Source organism: Paenibacillus tyrphae (assembly GCF_000722545.1).
GTDB lineage: Bacteria > Bacillota > Bacilli > Paenibacillales > NBRC-103111 > Paenibacillus_G > Paenibacillus_G tyrfis.
Genome location: NZ_JNVM01000060.1, coordinates 1 through 3,174 on the forward strand (window position 1 = coordinate 1; position 3,174 = coordinate 3,174).

The window sequence follows — 3,174 nt, forward strand, 5'->3', positions numbered from 1 at the left end:
CTGCCGCTGAGGCAGCGAAGCAAGATTTGTTCCTTGAAAACTGGATAACGAAACAAAGCGTAAAGCTGAATCATCCTTAGTAATTTTAGCGAATTAGCAGCGAGGAGTGTTTCTTTGAGAGCGACTTTTGTCGAAGACAAGCGGAGCGAACGAAGAAATACACCGAGCACTCTGGATAAGCTAGAAAGAGCACACGGAGGATGCCTAGGCACCAGGAGCCGAAGAAGGACGTGGCGAACAACGATAATGCCTCGGGGAGCCGTAAGCAGGCTTTGATCCGGGGATGTCCGAATGGGGGAACCCACGTGAGGTAATTCTCACGTACCATGCAGTGAATACATAGCTGCATTGGAGGCAGACGAGGGGAACTGAAACATCTAAGTACCCTCAGGAAAAGAAAACAAAAGTGATTCCGTCAGTAGCGGCGAGCGAAAGCGGATTAGCCCAAACCAGAGGGCTTGCCCTCTGGGGTTGTAGGACGCCGATGTGGATGCAGCAGGTTAGGTGAACCGGTCTGGAAAGGCTGGCCATAGTGGGTAAGAGCCCCGTAGCCGAAAGTCTGCGAACATCCTAGGCGTATCCTGAGTAGGGCGGGACACGTGAAACCCCGTCTGAATCCGGCAGGACCATCTGCCAAGGCTAAATACTCCCTGGTGACCGATAGTGAAGCAGTACCGTGAGGGAAAGGTGAAAAGAACCGCGGGAGCGGAGTGAAATAGAACCTGAAACCGTGTGCTTACAAGAAGTCAGAGCCCGTTAACGGGTGATGGCGTGCCTTTTGTAGAATGAACCGGCGAGTTACGTTCCCGTGCGAGGTTAAGGTGAGAAGCCGTAGCCGCAGCGAAAGCGAGTCTGAATAGGGCGCTTAAGTACGTGGACGTAGACCCGAAACCGTGTGATCTACCCCTGCCCAGGGTGAAGGTGCGGTAACACGCACTGGAGGCCCGAACCCACGAATGTTGAAAAATTCGGGGATGAGGTGGGGGTAGCGGAGAAATTCCAATCGAACTCGGAGATAGCTGGTTCTCCCCGAAATAGCTTTAGGGCTAGCCTCGGGAGATGCGTCGTGGAGGTAAAGCACTGATTGGGTGCGGGGCCCGCCAAGGGTTACCAAGTCCAGTCAAACTCTGAATGCCACAGACGTTATCCCGGGAGTCAGACAGTGAGTGCTAAGATCCATTGTCAAGAGGGAAACAGCCCAGATCATCAGCTAAGGTCCCCAAGTGTGTGTTAAGTGGGAAAGGATGTGGAGTTGCACAGACAACCAGGATGTTGGCTTAGAAGCAGCCACCATTTAAAGAGTGCGTAATAGCTCACTGGTCGAGTGACTCTGCGCCGAAAATGTAACGGGGCTAAACACACCACCGAAGCTATGGCTAGGTATCTTACGATACCCTGGGGTAGGGGAGCGTTGTATGCGGGTAGAAGCTGGATCGTGAGGACTGGTGGACTGCATACAAGTGAGAATGCCGGTATGAGTAACGAAAAGATCAGTGAGAATCTGATCCGCCGTAAGCCTAAGGGTTCCTGAGGAAGGTTCGTCCGCTCAGGGTAAGTCGGGACCTAAGGCGAGGCCGAAAGGCGTAGTCGAAGGACAACAGGTTGAAATTCCTGTACCACCGTGAACCGTTATGAGCGATGGGGTGACGCAGAAGGATAGTGACGCGAGCTGATGGATGCTCGTCCAAGCAGTGAGGCTGGTATGCAGGCAAATCCGCATACCGTAAGGCTGGGCTGTGATGGGGAGGGAAAATTACAGTACCGAAGGTCATGAGTTCAAGCTGCCAAGAAAAGCCTCTAGCCAGGGAGAAGGTGCCCGTACCGCAAACCGACACAGGTAGGCGAGCAGAGCATGCTAAGGCGCGCGGAAGAACTCTCGTTAAGGAACTCGGCAAAATGACCCCGTAACTTCGGGAGAAGGGGTGCCTCGGTAGGGTGAATAGCCCGAGGGGGCCGCAGTGAAAAGGCCCAAGCGACTGTTTAGCAAAAACACAGGTCTGTGCGAAGCCGCAAGGCGAAGTATACGGGCTGACGCCTGCCCGGTGCTGGAAGGTTAAGGGGAGCGGTTAGGAGCAATCCGAAGCTGTGAACCGAAGCCCCAGTAAACGGCGGCCGTAACTATAACGGTCCTAAGGTAGCGAAATTCCTTGTCAGGTAAATTCTGACCCGCACGAATGGCGTAACGACTTGGGCGCTGTCTCAACGAGAGATCCGGTGAAATTTTAATACCTGTGAAGATGCAGGTTACCCGCGACAAGACGGAAAGACCCCATGGAGCTTTACTGCAGCTTGATATTGGACTTTGGTACGATCTGTACAGGATAGGTGGGAGCCTAAGAAGCATGAGCGCCAGCTTGTGTGGAGGCGACGTTGGGATACCACCCTGATCGTATCGGAGTTCTAACTTGGTACCGTGATCCGGTACGAGGACAGTGTCAGGTGGGCAGTTTGACTGGGGCGGTCGCCTCCTAAAGTGTAACGGAGGCGCCCCAAGGTTCCCTCAGAATGGTTGGAAATCATTCGAAGAGTGCAAAGGCATAAGGGAGCTTGACTGCGAGACAAACAGGTCGAGCAGGGACGAAAGTCGGGCTTAGTGATCCGGTGGTACCGAATGGAAGGGCCATCGCTCAACGGATAAAAGCTACCCTGGGGATAACAGGCTTATCTCCCCCAAGAGTCCACATCGACGGGGAGGTTTGGCACCTCGATGTCGGCTCATCGCATCCTGGGGCTGAAGTAGGTCCCAAGGGTTGGGCTGTTCGCCCATTAAAGCGGTACGCGAGCTGGGTTCAGAACGTCGTGAGACAGTTCGGTCCCTATCTGTCGCGGGCGTAGGAAATTTGAGAGGAGCTGTCCTTAGTACGAGAGGACCGGGATGGACGTACCGCTGGTGTACCAGTTGTTCCGCCAGGAGCACGGCTGGATAGCCAAGTACGGAAGGGATAAGCGCTGAAAGCATCTAAGCGTGAAGCCCCCCTCAAGATGAGATTTCCCAGTATGTAAGACCCCTTGTAGACGACGAGGTTGATAGGTTCGGGGTGGAAGCGCGGCAACGTGTGCAGCTGACGAATACTAATCGGTCGAGGGCTTATCCAATACGATTCACATACGCTTTGTTTCGATCCAGTTTTCAGGGTGCAAGTCGCCTTGAACAAAGTTAAAGATGTTTCGTGG

Annotated in this window: 1 rRNA gene; it reads left to right on the forward strand. The window is 53.7% G+C overall.

Annotation, left to right across the window (positions count from 1 at the left end):
- The first annotated feature begins 173 nt into the window (after window positions 1-173).
- A 23S ribosomal RNA gene (locus ET33_RS34550) occupies window positions 174-3,096 on the forward strand.
- Window positions 3,097-3,174: the final 78 nt, after the last annotated feature.